This is a genomic window from Microbulbifer bruguierae, assembly GCF_029869925.1.
GTDB lineage: Bacteria > Pseudomonadota > Gammaproteobacteria > Pseudomonadales > Cellvibrionaceae > Microbulbifer > Microbulbifer bruguierae.
The window spans coordinates 53,235-74,895 of record NZ_CP118605.1 but is presented as its reverse complement, the minus strand read 5'-3'; the positions used below and the strand labels follow the sequence as shown (position 1 = coordinate 74,895).

The 21,661-nt window shown below is 55.7% G+C and carries 17 protein-coding genes; 7 read left to right on the top strand and 10 right to left on the bottom strand.

All coding sequences use genetic code 11. The annotated features are described in order from the left end of the window. Positions 1 to 253 precede the first annotated feature (253 nt). From PVT68_RS00320 to PVT68_RS00310, 3 genes are all read left to right on the top strand, one after another. Positions 254 to 1,402 carry a sigma-70 family RNA polymerase sigma factor gene (locus PVT68_RS00320; protein WP_280320587.1) on the top strand — a complete coding sequence of 383 codons (1,149 nt, stop codon included), beginning with the start codon at positions 254 to 256 and terminating at the stop codon, positions 1,400 to 1,402. Positions 1,403 to 1,599: 197 nt separating this feature from the next. Next, positions 1,600 to 2,184 (top strand): acyloxyacyl hydrolase, encoded by a 585-nt coding sequence (locus PVT68_RS00315; protein WP_280320586.1) that lies wholly within the window; start codon positions 1,600 to 1,602, stop codon positions 2,182 to 2,184. 245 nt (positions 2,185 to 2,429) lie between these two features. Continuing rightward, on the top strand, positions 2,430 to 3,443 hold the full coding sequence (locus PVT68_RS00310) for a glycosyltransferase family 4 protein (RefSeq protein WP_280320585.1): 1,014 nt from the start codon (positions 2,430 to 2,432) through the stop codon (positions 3,441 to 3,443). Between the two features lie 11 nt (positions 3,444 to 3,454). Here PVT68_RS00310 and PVT68_RS00305 read toward each other — a convergent pair whose 3' ends face one another. Further along, complete coding sequence (locus PVT68_RS00305) at positions 3,455 to 4,633, bottom strand: glycosyltransferase (protein ID WP_280320584.1); 1,179 nt, start codon at positions 4,631 to 4,633, stop codon at positions 3,455 to 3,457. 345 nt (positions 4,634 to 4,978) lie between these two features. Here PVT68_RS00305 and PVT68_RS00300 point away from each other — a divergent pair, with 345 nt between their 5' ends. Together PVT68_RS00300 and PVT68_RS00295 are read left to right on the top strand one after the other, a co-directional pair. After that, the gene (locus PVT68_RS00300) at positions 4,979 to 5,914 is read left to right on the top strand and encodes a TraB/GumN family protein (RefSeq protein WP_280320583.1); all 936 of its coding nucleotides are present in this window, start codon (positions 4,979 to 4,981) and stop codon (positions 5,912 to 5,914) included. Positions 5,915 to 6,207: 293 nt separating this feature from the next. Beyond that, positions 6,208 to 7,440: an OprO/OprP family phosphate-selective porin gene (locus PVT68_RS00295; RefSeq protein WP_280320582.1), complete on the top strand. Its 1,233-nt coding sequence runs from the start codon at positions 6,208 to 6,210 to the stop codon at positions 7,438 to 7,440. Positions 7,441 to 7,526: 86 nt separating this feature from the next. Here PVT68_RS00295 and PVT68_RS00290 read toward each other — a convergent pair whose 3' ends face one another. Further along, positions 7,527 to 11,078: an indolepyruvate ferredoxin oxidoreductase family protein gene (locus tag PVT68_RS00290; RefSeq protein ID WP_280320581.1), complete on the bottom strand. Its 3,552-nt coding sequence runs from the start codon at positions 11,076 to 11,078 to the stop codon at positions 7,527 to 7,529. A gap of 255 nt (positions 11,079 to 11,333) precedes the next feature. On the opposite strand from PVT68_RS00290, the gene PVT68_RS00285 reads away from it, so the two are divergent. Beyond that, positions 11,334 to 11,804 (top strand): Lrp/AsnC family transcriptional regulator, encoded by a 471-nt coding sequence (locus PVT68_RS00285; RefSeq protein ID WP_010131435.1) that lies wholly within the window; start codon positions 11,334 to 11,336, stop codon positions 11,802 to 11,804. Between the two features lie 195 nt (positions 11,805 to 11,999). Here PVT68_RS00285 and PVT68_RS00280 read toward each other — a convergent pair whose 3' ends face one another. Together PVT68_RS00280 and PVT68_RS00275 are read right to left on the bottom strand one after the other, a co-directional pair. Next, positions 12,000 to 12,509 carry a shikimate kinase gene (locus PVT68_RS00280; RefSeq protein WP_280320580.1) on the bottom strand — a complete coding sequence of 170 codons (510 nt, stop codon included), beginning with the start codon at positions 12,507 to 12,509 and terminating at the stop codon, positions 12,000 to 12,002. A 23-nt stretch (positions 12,510 to 12,532) separates the two neighbouring features. Then, the gene (locus tag PVT68_RS00275; RefSeq protein WP_280320579.1) at positions 12,533 to 13,255 is read right to left on the bottom strand and encodes an acyltransferase; all 723 of its coding nucleotides are present in this window, start codon (positions 13,253 to 13,255) and stop codon (positions 12,533 to 12,535) included. 155 nt (positions 13,256 to 13,410) lie between these two features. On the opposite strand from PVT68_RS00275, the gene PVT68_RS00270 reads away from it, so the two are divergent. Beyond that, positions 13,411 to 14,031, top strand: coding sequence for a class I SAM-dependent methyltransferase (locus PVT68_RS00270; RefSeq protein WP_280320578.1), 621 nt, complete (start codon positions 13,411 to 13,413; stop codon positions 14,029 to 14,031). On the opposite strand, the gene PVT68_RS00265 is transcribed toward PVT68_RS00270, so the two are convergent. The 6 genes from PVT68_RS00265 to PVT68_RS00240 form a co-directional block, all read right to left on the bottom strand. Then, a complete protein-coding gene (locus PVT68_RS00265) occupies positions 13,957 to 15,063 on the bottom strand; it encodes a prenyltransferase/squalene oxidase repeat-containing protein (RefSeq protein WP_280320577.1) in 1,107 nt (368 codons plus the stop codon). The two genes, PVT68_RS00270 and PVT68_RS00265, sit on opposite strands and share 75 nt — an antisense overlap. After that, the gene (locus PVT68_RS00260; RefSeq protein WP_280320576.1) at positions 15,060 to 15,854 is read right to left on the bottom strand and encodes a class I SAM-dependent methyltransferase; all 795 of its coding nucleotides are present in this window, start codon (positions 15,852 to 15,854) and stop codon (positions 15,060 to 15,062) included. Before PVT68_RS00260 ends, PVT68_RS00265 begins: the two co-directional genes overlap by 4 nt. Beyond that, the gene (locus PVT68_RS00255; protein WP_280320575.1) at positions 15,854 to 17,260 is read right to left on the bottom strand and encodes a glycosyltransferase family 4 protein; all 1,407 of its coding nucleotides are present in this window, start codon (positions 17,258 to 17,260) and stop codon (positions 15,854 to 15,856) included. Before PVT68_RS00255 ends, PVT68_RS00260 begins: the two co-directional genes overlap by 1 nt. Positions 17,261 to 17,501: 241 nt before the next feature. After that, positions 17,502 to 18,284 carry an OmpW/AlkL family protein gene (locus tag PVT68_RS00250; RefSeq protein ID WP_280320574.1) on the bottom strand — a complete coding sequence of 261 codons (783 nt, stop codon included), beginning with the start codon at positions 18,282 to 18,284 and terminating at the stop codon, positions 17,502 to 17,504. Between the two features lie 369 nt (positions 18,285 to 18,653). Next, positions 18,654 to 20,039 (bottom strand): glutamine synthetase family protein, encoded by a 1,386-nt coding sequence (locus PVT68_RS00245; protein WP_280320573.1) that lies wholly within the window; start codon positions 20,037 to 20,039, stop codon positions 18,654 to 18,656. A 74-nt stretch (positions 20,040 to 20,113) separates the two neighbouring features. Continuing rightward, positions 20,114 to 21,463, bottom strand: a complete 1,350-nt coding sequence (locus PVT68_RS00240) for an aspartate aminotransferase family protein (protein WP_280320572.1) — start codon at positions 21,461 to 21,463, stop codon at positions 20,114 to 20,116. Positions 21,464 to 21,661: the final 198 nt, after the last annotated feature.

The following is a 21,661-nucleotide window of genomic DNA, read 5'->3' as shown; positions in this document are numbered from 1 at the left end:
ACTGCTTTCCAGCTGACGGGCAATTACTTCTAGTGTCCATCAACACCTGCCAGCGCCCCGCTTCAACGCCAGACAAACCGATCAGTCAGACATTTTCCGACGCCTCTTTCAACCCTCATCTATAGTCAGTATGTCCGCATGGGAATTTGAGCGCCATGCATTAATCCTGCGAATGGATGACGCCGGTGGTTTTACGGCAAGTCGAACGGAGCGGGATTGCTGCACCGTTCGACCACAGTAGAAGGTTCAGACTTTGTCCCGAGTAAATATCAACTCAAGGGATGACGAATGGCTGAAGGACAGTAGCGACAATCTCGCCGGGAATGACTTCTCCCAGGAAGACCCGGAACAATCCATAGAGGGTCGCTCCGACCTGATTGAGGAGGATACCAACGGGGATTCCGCCGGCGAAAACGTCGGTACACCAATGCAGAACTACCTCAAGCATCTGTACCGACTGAACCTGTTAACACCTGAAGACGAACACACCACAACCTGCCTGCTGCGCGAACTGGAAGACAAGATTATCGCCCTGCTGCAAAAGCGCGGTATTACCCTTGTCGACCTGCGCAGCGAAGGTGTAGAACAGCGCGGCAGTACCGGAGCTTACGACCACGGCCTGATTATTGCCAAAGCGGAAGAGCTGCTCGCCAACGGAAAAATATCCAAGCGCGATCGCAGTTCCCTGCAGACCCTGATGAAACGCTTCAAGGAACAGCGCAAAAAACTGATCCAGTGCAATCTGCGCCTGGTCATTGCTATCGCCAAGCGGTTCCGCAATCCATCGGTACCGTTTATCGACCTGATTCAGGAGGGCAATGTCGGGCTGATGAAAGCGATCGAGCGCTTCAAGCCCCAGATGGGTTATCGCTTTTCCACCTATGCGTATTGGTGGATTCAGCAGGAAATTCAACTTACCTTGCGCCGTAACGATGACATGGTTCGCCAACCGGCCAATGTACAGGACGATTTGCGCAATATTTACCGCGCCATCAATCAGGTGCGATCGGAAGGTCTGCCCGCCTCCGATGAAAATATTGCCAAACAGACAGGGCTGGATCTGGAGCGGGTACAGAGCCTGTTAAAACTGCCGGGACCTACCGGTTCTCTGGACGACCCAATCTCCGACGATCAGAGCAGTACGCGGCTGGATTATGCGCCGGCCAGTGAACTGTTAAACACCGACGAGCTTGTCTCAAACCAGGAACTGGCCCAGAGGCTGCGCGATGCCGTCGCCAAATTGCCCCCCAGGCAGCGAACAGTACTGAGCCTACGCTATGGCCTGATTTCTGACCGGGACTGCTCTTTCCGGGTAATCGGCGAGCAACTGGGACTGAGCCAGGAGCGAGCACGGCAACTGCACTCGGATGCCCTGCGGCAGTTGAAGCGCCAGTGGCGATAGTTGTAGCAATGGCTGTGGCAAGCATTCAGTTCACTCTGACAGCCCACGCATTTGCGCTCCTTGTTCACTGACTACAGGGGCGGCACGGTCTCACCTTGCCGCCCCTGGACTATCCCCATGCCTCAAGCTTGCGATTATGGCGATCAGGGCTAATCTTGCTGAAGCAAGCCTTTGACAGCAATAACAGACAAAAGCCCATGCCCCGCTCCTGTATTTCTCCTATCTCTGTGCACCTGTACGCAACCCTGCTCCTTATCTTCGGCACCATACTGTCTCCGCTATCGCACGCCGAAAAAGGCAATCAGGAACTCATCCTCAGCGGTGGCAAAGGACTGGACAACACCCTGATTCAACAGAAGTCCATCGCCAGTGCAGAAATGCTGGGGGTCAACTGGTCCTACCAGTTTTACGACTATCCCGGCAAACACCGCCTGCAGTGGTGGGCCCAGGTGAGTTACAGCTATATGTGGGAGGACCATAAAGGAGACGAGCAAACCCAGCAGATCTGGGAACTGAAACCCGTATTACGCTGGTACCCTCGGCACGAAGCGCAAGGTCTGTTTGGAGAACTGGGTATTGGTGCGGCTTACCTTACCGAGCGCAGTTTCGGAGCCATTGATCTCTCCACCAACCTGAACTTTTCCCTGCACTTTGGCGCCGGCTATACCCTGCTCAATGGCAGTACGATTTCCCTCCGATACAGCCATTTCTCCAACGGCTACACCAACACCCCCAACCCGGGCTTCGACTTCGCATCGCTGAACTGGCACGTGCACTTCTAAACGATTGCGCCCAGGAGTTGCCCTGTCCACGATTGCACCCGCCAATACACGGGTACGCAATAAAACAGTCACAATACAATCAAATTCCTGTCATGGGCGGCGGCGAAAATGTCCTATTGCCGGACTGCTCCCCTCCAATCGCGGGCACAGTCGGTGACCTGGCGCCGTTTCGATACTGCGAATTTCGCCTATCACGCCTGAATAAAAAATCCACCGACGGCGCAATACATCGGACATGTAGCCGTATGATTGAAACCATCTGCCACCTGATTGCGAGCCGCGAACACGGCGGACTGGAAAAGCATGTAGCCGATCTCGCCCGCTGGCAGGCGCAAAATACCGGCGCCCGGGTGGCGGTGATCGCACACCCCCGCTACCTGACGACACTGGATGAAAACGTTCAGTTTATTCCACTGAACACGGACCGCAGTCGACATCACCCCAATCTCGTATGGCGATTGGCCAACCTGATTCGCAAAGGCGGTTACCAGATCACTCACGGCCACGGATCAAAAAGCGCTCAGCTACTGGCCGCAGTGCAACCTTACACGGAAACCCGCCGGGTCATTACCCGGCACAATGTTCGGCATCCCCGGGACAAGCTCGCGAGCGCGTTTGACGCCCGTATCGCCATCAGCCACAACTCGGTGGCAAATTCCAAACTGGACTGGAACATCATTCCCAACGGCGTAGAGATACCTCCAGTCCCCGCCAACCTACCGCTACTGCAATCGCTGCCTGCCAATAAGCAGACCGTGCTGGTGGCAAGCCGATTGATCAAGGCGCGCAATGTGGATCAACTGGTTGCCGCCATGCCGCTGCTACCTGACGTTTGCCTGATGGTACTCGGAGACGGCCCGGAAAAAGATCACCTGCAACAGCAGGTGGCGGCACTGAACCTGGAAGAGCGGGTGGAATTTTTCTCTGGCTGCGGTGCGATTGGCAATTTCATTCAGGCAGCCGATCTTGTCGTCGTTCCGACCTCCGCAGAGGGTGCACCTTATACGCTGATCGAGGCGCTATTGCACCGCAAACCGGTGATTGCCAATCGCGCCGGTGATGCGGTGGACTATCTTCCCCCGGAATATCTTCTGGAAACTCTCGAGCCGATGCACATCGCGGAAAAAATACGTGGTGCACTCCTAAACCCAACACTGCAGCAAGAGTTCACGCCACTGTTCGATCGCGCAGAACAGGAATTCACTCTGGACTCCATGGCCAAAGCAACCTGGCAGGTGTACACACAACTGATCGCCTGACCCGGCAACCGTCAAACCACTTCTGAGCCTGGCGCACCCGGCTGGGCCCCTGCGCGCTCAACATCGAGCAATGCATCAAACCAGCCCACCGCGCGGGCAGTGGTCTGCGCAAGGCTGAAGCCGTCGAAATGCACAGTTTCCGCGTTGCTCAGAATTTCACTAGACACACTGACGAGTTGCGCCACGTCGAGGCTGTCTACCACCCCTCGCGGAAAACAGTGTCGCAGAAGCTCAACACTGGTCCCCGAGGCAGCAATAGCGGGACAACCCATGGCCAACGCCTCCGCCACACTGCGCCCGTTGGAGAGAGCAGCATCGGCGAGGTCAAGGGTAAGTCGCGCGCTGCCATACAATTCACGCATATCCCGGCGCGCACCGAGGAACAGAACATATTCATTCAACCCCATGGATGCTGCCTGGCGTTCGAGAGCGCGAGCAAACTTTTCTTGCCCCGGTTCGACATCGCCAATCACCAGTCCGAAAACATCCTCCCGCTCCTGCTTCAGCGCCGCGATCAACTCGAGAAAACGTTGCTGCCCCCGGCCCGGTGCGACAGGCCCGGGGAGTAGTAACCAGTTGCGGCCCTCCAGTTGCGGAAAATCGTTCAGCAGGCGCTGGTGCCAATGTCCTGACACCTGGGCATGGCGATCCAGCTCTCTGGTATTTACCCCGCGGTATAGTGTGCGCGGATTGCCCTTGCCCGAAGTGTTCGAATCGGCCAACAAACTACCGAATTTTTGCTGTAATTCCTGCCCCAACCACTGAGACGCCGCCAGTACCAGCTCTCCGCGCGCCACCGCACTGCCGATGCCGCTGCTGAACAGCCCCCGCTTCCTTGAGCGCTCCTGACTCCAGGTCACCAGATGTGGACGACTCGCGACGGACATTTTTTTCCACACCATCCACCCGTGCCAGCAACACAATGGACCTCGCGCAAGAAGAATGTCCGGTTCCAGCGTAGTCAGTAGCTGGCGCAGTTTCCCGTGCAAACGAAAATTGAACTGCCGTTTGCGATCTACCGACAAGGTGAAATGCTGGCAGCCGTGCAATGTCAGGCGGGAAACCAAGGCCCCACCGGTGGAAATAACGATGGAGTCGTGCCCTTGTCGAGCCAGTTCCTGGGCAAATTCCAGGGCTTCATGAGCCTGTGCTCCGCCGGCCATTGCCGGTACCAGCTGAACTATTCGCATACTCCTACTTCACCCCGATTCACTGTGAAATTTACTCGCCCCCTGCCAGTACCCACCGTCGGAACCGGCGTTGATTGAAAATAATGCAAATTGAAATGGGGCCAACGACGAATTGTACCGCTGATATTTGCGCCACGACGCACAATTTTCGTATCGGAGAAGAAAGTCACAAATTTCGTGGTATACAGTACGACTTCTTCGGCGAAAGGGCGGAGTCTGGGAGAAGAAGAATTGTGACTTTTCCTACACGCCGTTGCAGCGCCACGCAGTATCTCTACCAACTGTCGTGACACTCGTGGCTAACGTAGTGAACAACGTATTGAACAACGTAGAAAGGAAACCCGAATGGCAACCCAAACCAGGAAAACCCACGCGCGCAGACACACCCAAGCCATGACAGACTGGTTTACCCGCGCCCTGCAGGCGCTGCTACTGTTACTCGTTTTTTGCCAGGCCCAGGCGGCCAATGACAAGGGACTGCTACTGGAAGCGAGCAAAGAGGGTCGCACCGTCTATTTGCTCGGATCCATACATCTGGCCGACAAAAGCTTCTATCCCCTCAGACCCGCCATTGAAGAAGCCTACAAAGACAGCCAGGCCCTGGTGGTGGAAGCCGATGTCATCGCCATGGAATCGGATCTGGCATTGCAGCAACAGGTTATGCTGGAATCCCTCTACCCACCGGGACAGAAGCTGAAGGACCACATTCCCGAAGATGTATACCGGCAGTTACAGGACTGGCTGCACAAACGCCAGTTGCCGGAAGAACATTTCAACCGCCTCCGTCCCGCTATCGCCATGATCACCCTCAGCCTGATTGAAATGCAGGCCCGCGGCCTGGATCCAAAGGCCGGTATCGACCGCCACTTTCTCAACCAGGCTCATCGCAACGACAAAACCACATTGGAACTGGAGAGCGTTTTGGGGCAACTACGCATGTTGAACAGTCTGGAAAGGCCGGAACTGTATCTGCAGCAGACCCTGGCGCAACTGGGCGAAATGGATAGCTTTGTACCGCGTATGACCGAAGCCTGGAAAAGCGGGGACCAGAGCAGGCTGCACGAACTGGTGATAAAAGAAAGCCTGCAGCAATACCCGGAGCTTGCCCAGCTCTTCGACCTACTGTTCTACCAGCGCAATGTCGAGATGGCAGAAAAAATCCGCCACTTCAGCAGACAGCACAAAAAACTGTTTGTGGTGGTGGGTGCCGGACACCTGGTTGGGGAAAAATCCGTTCCCTATTACCTGCAGGCGGCCGGTTTTGACATAAAACAGATCTGATCCCAACCGCCGACTCAGCAACCAGCACGTCGCTGAAAACACTTTTCAGCGGCGCCTCCTCTTTCCCCCCCCCCCGAAAATCTCCGCTGAAACTTGCCAGAACGACTTTTTCTGTGCGCTGCTAGACTGGTGAGGCAACCTGTTACCCCGAATTGTTACGTTTTTATTACAGGCGGTAATATTTATTTCTATGGGCGCCAAATATTTCAAAAATGTTTCCAATTTTTGACACACACCATCTACTGCTAGAATCCACCGCCATCAAAACAGCCATAAGACACGGGATATTCAACATGGACTGCCGCTATAAGAGCCTGATGGCCATCACCCTTACCAGCCTGCTCTCAAGCACTGCGGCCGCGGATCAAGCAACCACCAAGGGGAACCTGGAAATCAAGTCGGAGGACGGTAACTTTTCCGCATCCCTCGGCGGGCGTATTCATTTCGATACCTACCTGTTTGACACCGATCTGGAAGACCCTATCAGCACCACGGAATTCCGCCGCGCACGGATTACCCTGAAAGGCAACATCTATGCCTGGAGCTATGTACTCGAGCAGGACTTTACCGGTGGCGACACCCTGAGCGGCTATCGCGATGTGTATCTGGCCCACGAATTTCTCAACGGCGAAATCCGCATTGGCCAGTTCAAGCCCTTCCGCTCAATGGCGGAAATGACGAGCTCCAACGAGATAACCATGCTGGAACGCCCATTTTCAAGTGCCACGGGGCTCTACGAAGGCAACCAGTTCCAGCAGGGAATCGGCTGGACGGGTGTAATGGACTGCTTCACCGTCGGCATGATGGCGTTCAATCTGAGAGACGCAGGCACTCCGCGCAATGAGGGCGTGGGTGCGGCAGGGCGCGTGGCCTGGCATCCCATCAACACCGATGAAGCCACCTTTCACCTGGGTACTGCCATCAGCTACGAGAATGCCAACCAGGGCTCCCAGGCACTGATCGCGGAAGCCGACTACGCCGGCCGTCGCGGTCCATCACAGCTGATGGCAATGAGTCCAACCGGTGACGCATCTACCGCGTCACTGGAACTGGCCGGCAGCTATGGTCCGCTGTACCTCCAGGCGGAGTACGTCATCGGTGGACTCGAGGGAGATTATTACCTCTCAGAAGAAGCCTTCGCAGAGGAGTTTGGCGCGCCCGCCCCCTTTCCCTGTGATCCGGAATTCGGCTGCTATATCGACAACCAGACGATTCAAACCTGGTATATCCAGGGCAGCTGGATGCTGACGGGAGAACACAAGACTTACAGTAAGAAACGCGGCGCATTCAGCTCCGCCAAACCCAGCGGCGACGGGTTGTGGGGTGCGGCGTGGGAGCTGACATTCCGCTATGACACCATGGAAAACCGGGATATCAGCCATCTGCAGGCCCGTAGCACCATCATCGGCCTCAATATCTACGCCAATCGCAATGTCCGTTTCATGCTGAATTACATCATGGGTGACGACGATTTTACCGGCGACGATACCAATCAGTTTGGTGTGCGGGCACAGATTGGCTGGTAACTTCACTAATATCTGGCGATAAAAATGTCTGTACAAAAAAGGCGAGCCGCTGACTCGCCTTTTTTATTTTCAGTCTGCCCGAGGAATTACCCCACCTGCTGGGCCTTGGCTGGATCGAACACTTCCACCGCTGTCGCCGTATCCTGCACACTTACTTTTGGATTGTAAAAACGCTCTAGTGACTGCAACTTCACCTGATTTGCCTTGTTCACGTTCTCGTCCTTAACCGGCCCATAGCCGCGGATCAAATCGGGGTAACTGAGCAGTTCGATCGCAGCCGCGTGATTTTTTGTATTCAGTTTACCCACCACTTCATCGACCAACCGCTCATATTCACCAATCAGGGCGCGTTCCATTTTTCGCTCACGGGTGTACCCGAAGACATCCACCGCCGAGCCCCGCAAAAATTTCAATTTCGCCAGCAGGCGGAAAGCGTTCAGCATCCACCCCCCGAATTTCAATTTGCGCGGCCGGCCGGTATTTTTGTCAAACGGGCTCAGCAGTGGCGGGGCGAGATTGAATTCCAATTCAATATCACCCGAGAAATTCTCCTGTAGGGCCTCGACAAAACGAGGGTCGCTGTAAAGACGCGCGACTTCATATTCGTCTTTGTAGGCAAGTAATTTCGCGTAATTGTGTGCGACGGTTTCTGCCAACGCTTCACTGCCCGGGACCTTATAGATCTCCGCATCCCTTACCTTGTCTACCAGAGCCCGGTAGCGTCTCGCCAACCCGGCATTTTGATACCCGGTAAGGTGGTCCATGCGATGTGCAACCACAGCCTCCAGCCCCTGCGGAAGAGCCTTAGTTTTGCCCTTCGCCAGAAGCCGGTTCAGGACAGAGGGGTCCGCCGCCGCCAGACGCCCGGCCGCCAATCCCTGCAGATTTGCCTCCACCGCCACACCGTTGAGCCTTATGGCCTCACTGATCGCCTCGAGACCCAGCGGAATCAACCCTTTCTGCCAGGCGAAGCCAAGCATGAATATATTCGCCGCTAGCGTGTCGCCGAGGGCAGCCTCGGTCAGCTTGTGACCTTCCACCACATCGAGCTCGAGCACCGCTTCCTTGATAGTATCCAGCACAGCCTGGGGGGAGTGGATATCTTCGCGGCCGAGTACAGATGCCGCAGTGGGACTCAGATGGGTATTGACCACAGCACGGCTGTGGGTCTCATCCAGTTTGGCGAGACTCGCCGACAGGTTGCCCGCAGCAATCAGATCGCAGGCCATCAGCGCATCCGCGCGACCATCGGAAATCCGCACCGCCTGCAACGCTTCCGGGCGGCGAGCGAAACGCACGTGTGAATACACCGCCCCACCTTTCTGTGCGAGGCCGGTCTGGTCCAGGGTGCTGCAGGCTTTGCCTTCAATGTGCGCGGCCATTGCCAGTAACGCGCCGATAGTTACCACACCGGTACCACCAACACCGGTCACCAGCAGGTTGAACGGTTCGCTCAAGTCCGAAAAACGCGGCAATGGCAGCTCGTCGGCTGCTTCGCACAAGGCATCGCCAACACCGGCGCGTTTATTCAGCTTACCGCCCTTGACGGTGACAAAAGACGGACAGAACCCGTTGACACAGGACATATCCTGGTTGCACGTTGTCTGATTGATACGACGCTTGTCGCCCAGCGCGGTATCAACTTTCTCCACCGCAATACAACTCGACTGGGTGACGCAATCCCCGCATCCCTCGCAAACCAGTTCATTAATAAACGGGCGTCCCTCTGCCTTCGGCAACAGGCCCCGCTTGCGCTTGCGGCGCAGTTCGGTGGCACATGTCTGGTCGTAGATGATGACAGTGCAACCCGATTGTTCCCGCAGTTCCTTCATGACCGCGGGCATATGATCCCGGTGGCGAATTTCCACGGCACTGGGGAAAGTGATTGCACCGCGGTATTTGTCCGGGTTGTCCATGACCACAACAACTTTATTGACCCCTTCCGCCAATACCTGCTGGCAGATCATATCCGGGCGCAATTCGCCGTCGTGAGGCTGACCGCCCGTCATGGCCACTGCATCATTGAACAGAATTTTGTAGGTAATATTTACACGAGCGGCCACCGCGGCACGGATGGCGAGAATGCCGGAATGGAAATAAGTTCCGTCTCCCAGGTTCACAAACACGTGGCGCTCACTGGTAAAGGGCGCCTGCCCGATCCAGTTCACCCCCTCGGCGCCCATCTGGGTAAAGGTGTAGGTTTCACGATCGAGCCACTGCGCCATGTAGTGGCAACCAATACCGGCCAGCGCGCGGCTGCCCTCCGGCACCCGGGTGGAGCGGTTGTGGGGACAGCCAGCGCAAAACATGGGAAGGCGGGCGACACTGGAGCCCGCCTGCGCAGCAATACGCTCCGCCAGTGCGTCCAGGCGCATCAACCGGTGCCGGGCGCGCTCGTGGAGTTTGTCCTCACCCAGCAGATACCCCAGCACTTGTGCCACCACCGCCGGCGACAATTCGCCGTACATGGGCAACAGCGGGTTATCGTGCTCATCGACCTTGCCGAGAATACGGGGGAAGTGCGGGTCGCGCAGATGCACGTTATACAGCTCTTCTTTTAACTGCACTTCCATCAGGCTGCGCTTTTCCTCCAGCACCAGCAGGGAATCCAGGCCCCGCGCAAACTCCTGAATACCGGGAACATCCAGTGGATAGGTCATGCCGACCTTGAGGATACGTATGCCTAGTGCCCGGGCGCGGGCCTCATCGATGCCCATATCCTCAAACGCCTGCATCAGATCCAGATGCGCCTTGCCGGCGGTGACGATACCCAGGGTCGCATCGGGGTTATCCAGTACCAGTTTGTTGAGCTGATTGGCGCGGGCAAACGCCAGTGCTGCAGGACGCTTGTAACGCCAAAGACGCTCTTCCTGCTCCAGCGGGTTATCCTGCTTGCGGATATTGAGCCCGCCCGCTGGGCGCTGGATTTCGGGATATGCAAACGAAACTCGGGCAGGATCCACTTCCACCGTAGAGGCGCTATCCATATTCTCAGCCAGCGTGATCATCGCCACCCAGCACCCTGAGAATCGCGAAAGCTCAAGCCCGTAGAGGCCGTAATCCAATACTTCCTGCACGGTAGAAGGGTTGAGCACCGGAATATGCATATCCACGAAGGCAAATTCAGATTGCCCGGGATAGGAAGAAGACTTACACCCGTGGTCATCACCAGCGACAATCAGCGCACCGCCCCTGGGGGAGGAACCGGCCGCGTTGGCGTGTCGGAAGGCGTCACATGAACGGTCGACCCCCGGTGTCTTGCCATACCAGATCCCACAGACGCCATCGACTTGCGCCCCTTCAAACAGCCCCACCTGCTGGGAACCCCACACGGAGGTTGCGGCCAGTTCTTCATTCACCCCCGGAACAAACTGGATACGGTATTCATCCAGCAGTTTTTTGGCGCGCGACAGCTGTTGGTCATAACCGCCGAGGGGAGAACCGCGATAACCGGAAATAAAAGTAGCGGTATTGAGGCCGCGGGCCCGGTCGATACGCATCTGATCAATTGGCAGACGTACCAATGCCTGGATACCCGAAAGGAGCACCCTTCCCTTTTCGGTGGTGAATCGATCGTCGAGAGATACCGCTTTGGTGGCCACTGGCCGAGACTCGGCACGCACGTTTTGCTCGCTCATATGCCTACTTCTTTCCGCTTTTGTGTGGAAGCCCGCGATGAACCGGCCCCCGCTAATTATTGTGATTCGAGGCGCGCGTCGCCGGATTAGGCACCGATTTATACGACTTTTAATACGGTGGCCAAAGTTGACGACGGCGTGGTCAAGCCATACTAGTGCCTAAGGCATGATGGAACATTGCTTTATTTACGTGTTTAGACGTAAAATTATGACGACTATCTCGAAATAAGCTGAAAGTGTAGGACAGGAGTTTATATGAAGCGCTCAACAGACCTGGATGATTTCGACCGCAAGATTCTGCGGGCGCTGCAGGAAAACGCCGATTATTCCATGGCTGAGCTGGGAGACAAAGTGGGGCTTTCCCATACCCCTTGCTGGCGCCGTATCAAGCGCCTTGAGGCCGAAGGCATCATCCGTGGCCGCGTTACCCTTCTGGATCCACGCAAGCTTGACCTGGGAGTCACAGTATACTGCTACGTCACCATACACAACCACGATGAAGATTCCCTGAACAATTTCGAGTCGGCAGTGCAGGATGTTCAGGAGGTGGTGGAATGCTACTCCACCAGTGGTGACAAGGACTATGTACTGCGGGTTGTGGTGGACAGCGTTGAGCACTATGAACAATTGCTCAAACGCTCACTGGTTCACCTGCCGAATGTAGCCTCCGTGAACTCTACCTTTGCATTGAAGCAGGTTAAGTACACTACCCAGCTCCCCCTTTGAGCATCCGTTGCCTCGCCCCAATGTATTTCAGCTCGGCGAAAAGCTCAGCGGCGAAAGTCACTGGGCGCAACTTTGTGAAACCTACACCGCCACGAATGACGGTGTAGAGCCCGCGGGCATGGTGTTCTGCGTGTTTCACAAAGCTGCCCGGGGTTGTGGCACGTCCACAAATTACCTGCGAAGTGCACGAAAACTTCAGCGGTCTTCCAATCGGCTGACTACTTGTGCAAGAACCTGCTCAAGATCCTTTCCATCACAATCCACAATAATATCCGCATAGCGGCGATAAAGCGCCTGGCGCTCCTCGAACAGTTCTTCAAAGCTCTGCCCCGGTGCCTTCGCAATACCACGGCTTTCATAGTTGTGGATGCGGCGACGCAGCTCATCCGCGGAGCAATTCAGAAATACCGCAGGACCAAACTTAAGCAGGTTACGCATACCCTCTTCACTGTAGACCGCACTACCGCCGGTGGCGATCACGCAATTGGGAAGGTCCGCTTCCGCAATCACCTCCCCCTCGATACGCCGCAGATTCAGATAGTCACTTTCATTCATGATCTCCTGCAGAGTCTTGTTCTCCCGCAGCTGGATCAGCACATCCGTATCCACAAAATCCTTTGCCAGCTCTTTTGCCAGCAACACCCCAAGTGTACTCTTGCCGGCTCCCGGCATTCCAATCAGTACCACACTGCCCTGTTTATGCATTGTTATAAGACATCCAAACCAGGTTAATCCCCTCGCCGCGGCCAAACTAGCGACCGCAGCCAACCAAACAGGCTATTGCCTGTGAGCAGCATTTTATCCAATTCATCCAGATTGTGCGCCTGTCGAAAGCTATCTGCGAACAGCGCCTCGCGGGTAATCATGCGGCGGCGGGGATTGATTTGCTTGATCTCGCGAGCGGGATTGCCAGCGACAACCGCATTCGCGGGCACATCGCGGGTCACGATACTCCCGGCGCCGATAACCGCATTATCACCAATCGTTACCCCCTTGCAGATAATCGCACTGTCCCCGATCCACACATTGTTGCCAATCCTGATTGGCGCAGTGCAGCGAAATGGCCGTGTGCGGTTGTACAGCCCGTGCCAGTCTGAGTCGGAGATATAGGCGTTAGCCGCCACCATACAGGCATCGCCAAAGGTGATGGACTCCCCTGCAGAAATTCGCACACCCGGTGAGATGAGCACATAATCACCAATCTTGATATACGCATCGCCACCCCGGTGGCCCATCGCCGTGAAACGGATGCAGTTGTCTGCCGTGGATATCAGGTGAGGGAAATTGCCGAGGCGAATATTGCTACCGAAAACCTTGACCGATGGCGGGTGCATAATTTCCGGTTCACGGCCGATGGCATCAAACTGGGGCAACAGGAAGTGACGGCAACGCCAGTTGCGAAATTGCAACTGCAGGCGCTTGAGCCAGTATGGTCTATGATCTTTGCGCATTACCGCGATACCTATCAGATACTTTTTATTCCCGTGACCGATTTCTACAATCCGACAACAAAGTTGTGTCATCCGGATTGTGTCAAGCGCGCATTGCAAATCCCTTGTACTGCCGTTACCGTCACTCGCAATCCAATCAAGCGAAAATCAAAAAAATGGAAGTATCCCTACCTCTCGAAATTGATACCGTAAAAGGCTTTCTCGACAGTCGGGAAGGCAACGCCCTGTACCGCCTGGCGGCAGATGCCAGCAATCTTGGCCCCTGCCTGGAAGTGGGCAGCTACTGCGGAAAATCAACGGTATATATCGGCAGTGCCTGCAAGCTGATGAACAACACCCTGTTCGCGGTAGACCACCACCGAGGCTCCGAAGAACATCAGCCGGGGGAGGAATATCACGATAGTGATCTGTTCGATATCCGCAGTCAGTTGATGGACAGCTTTCACAATTTCCGCAGTAATATGCGCGCGGCGCAGCTTGAGGAACATGTGGTACCGGTGGTTGCGCCCTCTGCGGTTGCCGCCCGCCACTGGAATACACCCCTGGGGCTGGTATTTATCGATGGCGGCCACTCCCTGCAGGCGGCGTTAACCGATTACCGCTGCTGGGCGCGGCACATTGTGCCCGGCGGTTATCTCGCCATTCACGATATATTCCCGAACCCGCAAGACGGTGGCCAGGCGCCCTACGAAATCTACAAGCTAGCGCTGGCTTCCGCTCAATTCGAACTGGTGGAGATAGTCAAGACCCTCGCTATTCTCAGGCGCGTCCAGTAGATTCACCGACGTAAACAGCGCACTGGCAGGCGTCAAGCCTGCCAGTGCATCTGCGGCGAGCAACATGGCACCTACGGTCCAGGTGGTTTTCTCTTCAGGCCAGATAGCGCTGTCGCGATAAACGTAACCGGTCCAGTAACCGCCGTCCTCATCCTGCCAACGGTGCAGCGCTCGATAGATATGCTGCGCTTTGGTCTTTTCCCCCGCCGCCAGCAGCGCCATGGTCAATTCACAAGACTCCGCCACAGTCACCCAGGGCTCGTCATTGACACAGCGGCAACCGAGTCCGGCAACCACAAATTCATCCCACTTTTTCTGCAACCGCGCCCTGGCACTGGTACCCGTAATCGCCCCCGCAAGAACCGGATAAAACCAATCCATGGAAAAGCGCGCCTTGCTCTCCCAGGAACGGTCGAACCTTTCCGGCCTGTCACGCAGGGCTCGCCCAAGCTGTTCCCTCGCCCTGCGCCAGCTTCGATCGTCCCACCCCAGAGTAGCAGCAATATTGACGCCGCATTCCAGACTCTTGTAGATGGAGGCACAGCCGGTAACCAGGGCGTCATTGAGAACCGCGCCCTGCGCATCCACTGCCCACTGGATCTCACCATGTTCCGACTGCAGCGACAGCACAAAATCCAGCGCCCGCGATACGGTCGGCCAGAAGCGTAATAAGAATGCACGCTCGCCAGTAATCAGATAGTGGTGCCAGACGCCGGTGGCAATATAAGCGACGAAGTTAGTTTCCCGTCGCTCCCTATTATCGACGCGATCATTCCGGTAGGCTGCCCACCAGCTACCGTCCGACAGCTGTTGCTGCGCGAGCCACTCATAGGCTCTTTCCGCCGCAGCATACTCCCCGGCAATGCTAAGCCCCATGGCAGCTTCCACATGGTCCCACGGATCCGCGTAGTGGCCCTGAAACCAGGGAATGCAACCATTTTCCTGTTGCTGGGAGCGAATATAATCCGCGCTACGGCGAACAAAATCTGTTGGGAACAGGGGGGTCGCGGCCTCTATTGTCGCCGCACTCACGCTGCCACCTCGCGCTCGGATGCCACAACAGTTTCAGGTGTTCGGACATCGCCAGTGGAAGGCCGGCCAAGTACTGCAAGGGAACGCGCCGGCTTCACAAAATACAGTGCAATACTTTTTCCCAACAGAGGATTGAGCAGTTTTTCCAGCCAGCGAGTAATGAGTGGTTTTTGCATCAGGTCCCACACCAGAAAACGGTGGTAAGCCTTGACCACTGGTTTGTCATCCTGCTCCCAGAACAGACACTTCAACCACCAGTAAGGTGCATGCAGAGCGTGCGCCTTGTGCCTGGCAAAATATTGGTGGCCAAACGCCTCGATATTTTTACGCAGCTGTTTTTCGCGAAAAATACGAATATGTCCGCCTTCCACCTGGTGGTAGGCATCAGACAGTTTCCAGCACACCCATTCCGGGAAAAATGCCGGCACTGTGGCTGCGAACACACCGGAAGGTTTCAGCACCCGATCTATTTCCGCCAGCACTCCCTGATAATTTTCAATATGCTCCAGCACTTCCGAGCAGATCACCACATCGAAAAAATTATCCGCAAACGGCAACTTCAGCGCGTCCCCCACTCCCAACAGCAAGCGCCCGGCAACCTCCTCCCCATCGAAAAATGGCGCGGCACGCTCACTTGCTGTACGCACGTCATTCAAACTCAGGTCAACCCCGAAAACGTCCACGGGGTCACTCAGGGAAATATGGATGGCGTGACGCCCCTCACCGCAACCCAGATCCAGAACTCGCTGACCAGGCTGTAAATTCAACAGCGCGGGATCAATGGTAATCATCAGGCTGCCTCCCCCTGACGCTTTGGACTGCTGCTGTCGTTCCGCCACACACCGGACGCAGGTGTACTCATGTTACCAACACTGATTTCCTGCGCTGCTATTCCGGCTTCGTCCGGCGCTTCCAGAGCGGACTGTCCGCGGATAATTTCCCGGTAATAAGTTACAAGGTGATCCGCCGCTACCTGCCAGGAAAAAAGCTGTTCAATTCGTTGTCGGCCCTTGCGAGCGAGTGATTGGCACAGGGACTCGTCGGCCAGCAGTTTTTCAATCGCACGGGCCAGTGCCCCGCTGTCTCCCGCGGGCACCACAATGCCGGCATCCCCAACCACTTCCGGCAGAGCGCCGCCGTCACTGGAAATTACCGGCACCCCGCAGGCCATTGCCTCCCCCGCGGGCAAGCCGAACCCTTCGTACAGGGAAGGACACACCACCATGCCGGAAGAAGCGTAATACGCAGCCATTTCACCGTTAGAAATACCGGACACGAAGCGCACAGTAGAATCGAGTTTGAGCTCTCTTAACAGCCTTTCAGTGGCACCACCTTCCTGCAACTTGCCCACCACCAAAACCTTCAGTTGTGGATAGCGGGACTGCAACAGGGCGACAGCCTGCAATAGAAAACGCAGTCCCTTCAACGGCTGATCCGCGGATGCGGTAGTCATGATCTGGAATTTGTCAGCTTGCAGGTCAGACCGCGGTTTGAAAATACCGGTGTCGATCCCGTTATAAATCAATTTCAGCCGCGAAGGCGCAACCCCGAATTGTTCGACAATATCATTCAGGGATTGTGTCGAAACCGTGACAATATGCCTAAGCCGGCGAGACACCTTGATTTGCATATTGAGAAAACTGTGCCAGCGGCGCACCAGCAAACGGTAAAACCAGTCCGGCGCGGCATCCAGGGCAAGTTGTCTGTCGCGAGTGATTGGATGGTGGATGGTGGCAACGACTGGCACACCCGTTTTTGCAATATCGAGCAGCCCGTAACAGAGAGACTGGTTGTCGTGCACTATATCGTAATGCTGCCCGCATTTACGCAAATAGCGCGCTACCCGCCGCCCGAATGCGTAGGGCTCGGCAAAAGCGCCGGTCAGTTTCCCAAACCACTCATAGAAGTCTGCCCAGCTCTTCAGATGCCGGGGGCGCAGTGCACGCACAGGATTTTCGTGTTCGTAGAGGTTCAACCCGGGCATCTTGATCAGCTGCACCCGCGGATCCAGCTCGGGGTAAGGCTGGCCGGAAATAACATCCACATTGTGCCCCGCGTCCACCAGGGCTTTACTCAGATAGTGAAGATATACCCCCTGACCACCACAATGGGGATGACTGCGATAACCCAGCAAGCAGATATTCAGTGGCCGGAACCCGGCCGTCGGACCGTCTGTACCATTTCCCAAGGCGGTCATAGAATCCCCGTCGTTATTGTTGTGGCGAACGAATAAGTCCGGCGCCGAAAAGGCGAAGAATACACTGGCAAGGATGTGACTGCCAGACACAAACCGTCCACACAACAAACCAGACTACAAAGGTCACCCGCAGTATTTTGGGCTTTGCGCAGAATGCCTCAAGTATTCACGCACTCATAACAAAGCCCCGGCGCCCGCTCAACTGGGCAACCGAGGCAAAGCATTTGGAGCATTCTTCCGGTCAGAAGCTGAATTTGTAACCCACACCAAGATTGAAAATCCAGGAGTCAAATTCCAGATTATCTTTGTAGCGCACGCTGTCCAGTATGATGCCATTACTGAGGATCACATCGTCGACACCAATTTCGATTTCCGGATCAGCATCTACATACATGGCTGAAGCGTTGAACAACCAGTTGGCGCCCCGACCGAATTCGATATCCACGCCGACCTGCGCCGTCCATCCAAAGGAGCTACCAAAATTGATCAGGCCGTAGCGACCGGTGTTATCGGTAAATACCGGACGCAGGAAATCCTGATCAATGTCGGTGTAGTTCACACCGATACCGATGTACGGCTGAATCCACGACTCGATACACACCGGATACCAGTCGACATAGAGGCTGGTGACATAGGTTTCAAAGTCACCCAAGCCATCAGAACTGCGCACGTCAATATCTTCACCAATCACGTAGGTGTTATAACTGGCATCCAGGTCTGCGCTGTTCAAATGATAGAGTTCAATGGCCCAGTGGTCTGCCACAAAGTAGGTACCATTGATAAACCAAGTCGTGTCGTCGTCCAGGTCCAGGGAATCACCCACTTCCACCCGAATCGTTTCGTTCGGGTCATTTGGGTCTTCCACGTCTACCCGCGTCGCGTCTGAAAATACAGAGTCGTCGCTCTCCATATAGCCCGCGCCCACGCGCAGGATAAAGTCGCCGCCTTTGAAATCAGCGAATGCCGGCGATGTCGCACTCGCGGCCGCGATCGCAAGGGGCAGAAGAATAGACTTGGTTCGCATCGTTAACTCCTTTTAACTCTGAAATGCTCCATGGCCGCCCCGAGCCAATGAATAAAAAATGACCCGTGCGTGCGGTTAGTTTCAGTATAGGTTGAGATCAAGAAACAACAGCAAATAATGCCTGGGCTTTAGCCGACAAATGGGAAGAAATTTCTGCTAATTATTTTTTTCCAAAAAAAATGCCCGCCATGGAGGCGGGCCAGTTTTTCGAACACACTTTCAGGAGGAGAGTTTGCGACGCCCTGTGAATGCAAGTGCACAGGTGTCTGTATTTAGGTATAGCAGAGCATCAGCCGCTGCCACTCATACTGACATCAAACACGTTACGTTGTGGACGTAAGCTACGCCGGAAAAACATTCGGCGGAAACTCACACTCTTTGTAGATAGCTCTGGTACTCGACGTCGGTTACCCGGGCGGCGATCTCTGCCTGCTCCTGCCGTTTCAACAATACGAACAGCTCGACAAATGCGGGGTCGAAATATTCCTGCCACAACGGGCTTTCGGCGAAGCGATTGAGCGCATCAGCCCAACTGTTGATCAGCTGCTCGCTTTCCACCTGGTAAGCATCCCCTTCCACCGGCGCCGGTGGCTGCAGGCGATTTTCGAGACCGTGACACACTCCCGTCAAAATGGCAGCCAACACCAGATAGGCGTTTACGTCGGCACCGGCAATACGGTGTTCGATACGCCGCGCCTTGGGCTCACTGGCGGGAATGCGGAACGTCACGGTGCGGTTGTCGTAGCCCCAGCAGAGGTTCAGTGGCGCGTGACTGCTCTCCTGAAAGCGGCGATAGGAATTGGCGTGTGGCGCAAAAATCGCCATCGCGTCATTGGCACTCGCCATCATACCCGCGACGGCGTGGCGCAGCAGGTCACTCCCTTCATCGGTGCCGTTATCAAAGACGTTGTTGCCCTCGCCATCCACCAGACTCAGATGCACATGCATTCCATTCCCGGCGCGATCCCCGAAGGGTTTGGCCATGGCGCTCACCCGCAAGCCGTGGCTGCGGGCAACCCCTTTCAGCAGACGCTTGAACAGCAGGGTCTGGTCGGCAACTTTTACCGGATCATCACAGTGCAGCAGGTTGATCTCAAACTGCCCCGGTGCGCACTCGGAGAGAATGGAATCTGCCGGGACCCCCTGGGCCTCACAGGCAGCACGCACATCCGCAAAAAAGTGGCGCTGGGCGTCCAGCTCGGAAAGATCATATACGTCGGTGGAAGGCACCAGTTCAGAGTCATTGTCACTGACAGGCCGGGGGTGACCTAAATCGTCAGCTTCTTCCTGCAACAGATAAAATTCCAGTTCGGTAGCACACACAGCCTTGTAGCCGAGCTGCCCAAGTCGTCGAACCACTTTCTGTAGCTGCGCCCGCGGGTCCGCATACAACACTGAGCCATCCGCCTCAAACAATTGCATGTGCAGTTGGGCAGTCTGTTCGCGATGCCAGGGCGCCATACAAATCGGCGATACCGGCTGGCAGACGCCGTCGCTATCACCACTGGCGAATACCAGCGGACTGTTTTCTATATCCCTGCCCCAGATATCCAGGCTCACCGCGCTGCGCGGCATCTGCAATCCGCCGCCGAGTAATTTGTGAGCGGAGTCGGCCGGCAGCCACTTACCCCGCGGCACCCCATTGATGTCAAAGGCAAAGCCTTCAATCCACTTGAGGTCGGGGTGGTCCTGAAGGAAGCTTTCCGAAACCCGCAGAAGTTCCGGGGACGGCTGATATTCTTGTTCTACTGCCATAAATCCGATTCACATTAAATTAGGTGGGTACGCCCCGACAACAATAATGACGGCCGCGGGGCGTAACACCGAGTTTACGCCAAGGCTCTGGCGGTATCATCCAGAGCGCGATGCGCTTTTTCCACCAGCTCATCAACCTGCGCCGTGGTGATAATCAGCGGCGGTGCGATGATCATGGTGTCGCCGGTAGCGCGCATCACCAGACCATTCTTGATACTGAGGTCCCGACATACGCCGCCAGCGGTGCACTTATCGTCGAAACGGGCACGGCTACCCTTGTCCTTCACCAGTTCCAGAGCCCCCACCAATCCGAGACTGCGCGCCTCGCCGACGATCGGGTGGTCGGCCAGCTCTGCCCAGCGCTTGGCCAGATATGGCGCGGTGACTTCACGTACGTTATCGATGATTTTTTCATCGCGCAGGATATTCAGCGTGGCGAGGCCCGCAGCGCAGGCCGCCGGGTGCGCGGAATAGGTATATCCGTGAGTGAACTCTCCACCCTTGGATTTGATCACTTCCGCCACGCGATCGCTGACCATGGTTCCCCCAAGTGGGAAATAACCATTGGTGACCGCTTTGGCGAAGGTCATCAGGTCCGGCTTCACCCCATAGTAATCCGCACCAAACCACTGTCCGGTGCGACCGAAACCAAAAATCACCTCGTCCATCACAAACAGAATGTCGTAGTGATCCAGTATTTTCTTCACTTCCGGCCAGTAGGTTTCCGGAGGGATGATCACACCGCCGGCGCCCTGAATGGGCTCGGCGATAAAGGCAGCGACATTTTCCGGGCCCAGCTGCAGGATTTTTTCCTCCAGACAGCGGGCGGCGTAGACACCGAACTCCTCCGGCGACATATCGCCGCCCTCACCAAACCAGTAGGGCTGCTGAATATGCTCAATGTAATCCAGTTTCTGGAACTGCTTGTGCATACCGCTCATTCCACCCAGGCTGGCGCCACCGATGGTGGAACCGTGATAGCCGTTCAGGCGGGAGATCACGATGCGTTTTTCCGGCTGCTCCTTGAGATCCCAGTAGCGGCGGATAATACGCAGATTGGTATCGTTGGCTTCACTGCCAGAACCGGTAAAGAACACATTGTTCATGTGTGCAGGCGTCACTTCCGAGAGAAGATCGGCCAGTTCGATGGCAGGCACCGTGGTGCATTGGAAAAAGCTGTTGTAGAACGGCAGTTTGTTCAGCTGCTCGTAGATGGCTTCAGTGATTTCCCGGCGGCTGTACCCCAGGTTGCAACACCACAGACCAGACATACCATCGAGCATTTGATGGCCGTCGATATCGGTGATGTAGGCGCCTTCGGCACTGGTAATCACCCGCGTACCCTGCTGCCCCAGGTCGTGAAAATCGGTAAACGGGTGTAGCAGGTGCTCGCGGTCATGTTGTTGTAGCTGATTCTTGTTCATGAACTGACTCCTGATTCTGAATTCGCCTGCTGAAGCGCCAATGGAGCGGCACCCCAAAATGTGATCACATTCTAGAGTGATCCCCAGCAATAACGCAACTGCCTTCCTCGATACGATCAACGTCTTCCAGGCAATCATCCAGCGGGAGACGATAGCCCTATGGGGAACCTCGAGCCCTAGAACATGGAGTAAGGCGCG

Bases quoted from the DNA above. Each gene is read 5' to 3' on its own strand.
- PVT68_RS00315 (WP_280320586.1), top strand. From the start codon at position 1,600: ATGCCCCGCTCCTGTATTTCTCCTATCTCTGTGCACCTGTACGCAACC.
- PVT68_RS00310 (WP_280320585.1), top strand. From the start codon at position 2,430: ATGATTGAAACCATCTGCCACCTGATTGCGAGCCGCGAACACGGCGGA.
- PVT68_RS00305 (WP_280320584.1), bottom strand. From the start codon at position 4,633: ATGCGAATAGTTCAGCTGGTACCGGCAATGGCCGGCGGAGCACAGGCT.
- PVT68_RS00300 (WP_280320583.1), top strand. From the start codon at position 4,979: ATGGCAACCCAAACCAGGAAAACCCACGCGCGCAGACACACCCAAGCC.
- PVT68_RS00295 (WP_280320582.1), top strand. From the start codon at position 6,208: ATGGACTGCCGCTATAAGAGCCTGATGGCCATCACCCTTACCAGCCTG.
- PVT68_RS00290 (WP_280320581.1), bottom strand. From the start codon at position 11,078: ATGAGCGAGCAAAACGTGCGTGCCGAGTCTCGGCCAGTGGCCACCAAA.
- PVT68_RS00285 (WP_010131435.1), top strand. From the start codon at position 11,334: ATGAAGCGCTCAACAGACCTGGATGATTTCGACCGCAAGATTCTGCGG.
- PVT68_RS00280 (WP_280320580.1), bottom strand. From the start codon at position 12,509: ATGCATAAACAGGGCAGTGTGGTACTGATTGGAATGCCGGGAGCCGGC.
- PVT68_RS00275 (WP_280320579.1), bottom strand. From the start codon at position 13,255: ATGCGCAAAGATCATAGACCATACTGGCTCAAGCGCCTGCAGTTGCAA.
- PVT68_RS00270 (WP_280320578.1), top strand. From the start codon at position 13,411: ATGGAAGTATCCCTACCTCTCGAAATTGATACCGTAAAAGGCTTTCTC.
- PVT68_RS00260 (WP_280320576.1), bottom strand. From the start codon at position 15,854: ATGATTACCATTGATCCCGCGCTGTTGAATTTACAGCCTGGTCAGCGA.
- PVT68_RS00255 (WP_280320575.1), bottom strand. From the start codon at position 17,260: ATGACCGCCTTGGGAAATGGTACAGACGGTCCGACGGCCGGGTTCCGG.
- PVT68_RS00250 (WP_280320574.1), bottom strand. From the start codon at position 18,284: ATGCGAACCAAGTCTATTCTTCTGCCCCTTGCGATCGCGGCCGCGAGT.
- PVT68_RS00245 (WP_280320573.1), bottom strand. From the start codon at position 20,039: ATGGCAGTAGAACAAGAATATCAGCCGTCCCCGGAACTTCTGCGGGTT.
- PVT68_RS00240 (WP_280320572.1), bottom strand. From the start codon at position 21,463: ATGAACAAGAATCAGCTACAACAACATGACCGCGAGCACCTGCTACAC.